General features: G+C 47.1%; 1 protein-coding gene. It reads left to right on the forward strand.

All coding sequences use genetic code 11. The annotated features are described in order from the left end of the window. Nucleotides 1–199: 199 nt before the first annotated feature. The coding region (locus tag KDK13_RS13125; RefSeq protein WP_257285423.1) for a hypothetical protein at nt 200–2,885 on the forward strand (2,686 nt) is incomplete at its 3' end.

Consider the following 2,885-nt stretch of genomic DNA (forward strand, 5'->3'; position numbering starts at 1 on the left):
AGGCGATTTACCCGAACAATCAACCAAAAGGAAATTTCTGTCTTATCGAACAAATGCCGAGTCCGATGTCCAGAAACTGATTAATAAAAACCGGGAAGAAACACAGGCCCTGGAAGGCAAGATACAAAATATGCAAAAAAAATTAACTGAATGCCTCCAACATCGTACCCAAAATACACTTTTTATTAAGCCGCCCCCTGTGGCTGGTCAGAACACTGACCAGAACAACGGCAATAGTTCTGACACAAATTCCATTGCTAATAAACCGTCCACACCATTATCCGAAGACTACACAACCACCGACGTCAGCCCGGAAACCACAGGACTAACGACTGTCTCCAGTACTGACAGCACTGTCACATCACCCACCTTATCAACTGCTGACCATGCAGCCCATACCAGTGACTTCACGCCATCAATACCCACACACACAACCGTTAACAACCGTTCATCAACAGCTACAACCCCGTTGGGAAACATCACTCAGGCGACCAACGGAACAAGTACACTTATCCCGACTACTACCATGCCGCTACTGAGCGAATTGGTTTCCGATAGTGCAAAAATCACGTTAATGGCGTCACTGAAAAACAAGCTGGTGGACTATCAACAACAGCAAAAAAACAGTCTCATAGCAACTGCCGAAAATGCCTGGGGGAATATCACCGGGATAGCTCAGCAGTCCGGAACAATCATCGGTGTACATCCGGATGATCCATTGCCGCACATTCGTTACAGTCAGCAGCCACACCCAATGATTGATTTGTCCGAGTTAATATCAAGTTTGGAAAAAAGAGTGGAAATGTATGAATTATTCAATCTGGTATTAATGGTTTCTTGCTTCACCGAGGCTATTAAAAAATCCTTTCCAGCCGTTGCCACGATTTATGAGAATGAACTGAAACAGCTCACTGATCAAGTGAAGAATTACATCCGGAATCATGACCAGGGTAACACGAAAACCAAAAGAACCAGAAGAGCGCTTTTAATAGACATAACTACAGCTCTGCTCAAAGGGCTGACTCAATTTGAGAAAGCACCAATGTCTAGTGAAATGAAAGTATTCTTCAAAGGCTTCGAAGAAAGGCTGCATGCATTCAACAAAGCTCTATATAACCGCGATAGCCTTATTGACGATCCTGGATTTAAAGAGATGTTTGAATGGATGACAGATAAAGTCAAAATTTTAAAAGGACTGAAGAAGTACGCCGACGAAATTCAACAGGCCATCAATAACAGCGATTATTACCGGGTTGGCCAAATTACCTTCAGTGTTAATGTACTCCATAACAAAGTATTTAATACCCCAAATGACTACGCATCAGAAAACCCTTATCGTGACCTTTTAGACAATATCAAGAGTTTGGCAGACAATCAGATTCATGACTTGCTAACACTGACTGATCAGGCAGCTGCCTCGATTCCTCTACGAGAGATCCTTCTGTCAGCACTTGCCCAGGATGCCCTGGATCTGGCATTCAAAAATGACCTGGCTAAAGGATTTTGTGCCGGGGATTTACTGGCCACCGCCATTGCCGGTCGTTACGGTATGTTCACCAATTCATTGGTGAGCCTGGCAAATTCAATATTATTTGGTTTCGATTACAGTCGACTCCCACTCCAGATCAGAATGGCCTTGCAGGATGCATTATATTACGGGGACGAAGCTATACCACACAACCATCCCGATTCAGTGGGCCTGGAGGCTGACAGCATATCTATTAAACAGATGATCGACGCAGCCGTTCGTGTATCGCTTGAACTGGATAAGCTGATTGAGCTTGAATCAAACAGTTTCAATTCACTTAGTCAACTGATCGATAAAATGTTAGACCAGATTCCTGTTGACAGTCTTGGTACTGAACTTGTGCAATTTGCAGTCGATCCTACTTCCCGTCACCTCTGTTACTTTGCTTTCAGCAAAAGCAACAATCTCTTCAGGCTCACTGTTCAAGATCAGATTACCGGTGTAACCACGGTTACCGGCACGACTCTGGAGCAGCTGAAAGCCGCCATACCCAATGCCCTGGCTCAATTTGCTGATATACATAACATACCACTGCACCCCGGGCCTAATGCTGCCCCCCTTTACGGTAGAGGTTTCGCTCACCTTACCAACTCGTTGCTGGACCCACTGGAAAACATGGAACTGATCAAGGATTCAGCACTAACCATTAAAGATATCATGACCCACGCCCCCGCCCAACTCAAAGAACTTGACAAGGAAAAAATCAATGCCCTGACTACAAAATACCTTGATACGGTCAAAAGTGATGCCATCCGGAAAATTCTGAAGATCAACCTGAAATCCCTATCACAATCAGAGACAGAAGATCTGGCAAAGTTTGCGCAAATGCCCATGGTTTATCTGATGCGGGAAGTCCTTGCAGCCATCGCGCAGCCGAATCCTGTTGAACATTGGGGTCTCTCAAAATTTACCGACATCAGGCTGATGAATGCACACGCTGTCACCACACTGGATAACATCGCCAAGCACCTGCCCACCCCCCCGAAAAAAAGTGCTGATGGCGATGCCCAATCAGTACCAAAGGGGGCCGCATCGGCACCGGCAACCACTGACCTGGCCACCAGCACTGCCGGAGAGCTGGTCAAGCTCGCTATTGAAAGAGACTTAAGCCTGCTTGACCCAGAGCCGGACGCTGGTGCCGTTGCAGAGCAAGCCAGTGCAGCGCAACCCGGCGGTGCCCATGCCGCACCCGACAGCCAGGGCAGCAGCGGTGTATCCAGTAGTACTGTTGGTGGGATAATCGGTGGCGGACTCGGCGGTTTTGCCGGAGAGGTTGGCATGGCGTTGTTAGCATTCAAGGCCCGCTGCCCCGAGTGCCTGTCAGAAATGGCCAATGAATTCACCGAGGATGCCAGCG

Origin of the sequence: Endozoicomonas sp. SESOKO1, assembly GCF_024606265.1 — a bacterium.
GTDB lineage: Bacteria > Pseudomonadota > Gammaproteobacteria > Pseudomonadales > Endozoicomonadaceae > Endozoicomonas.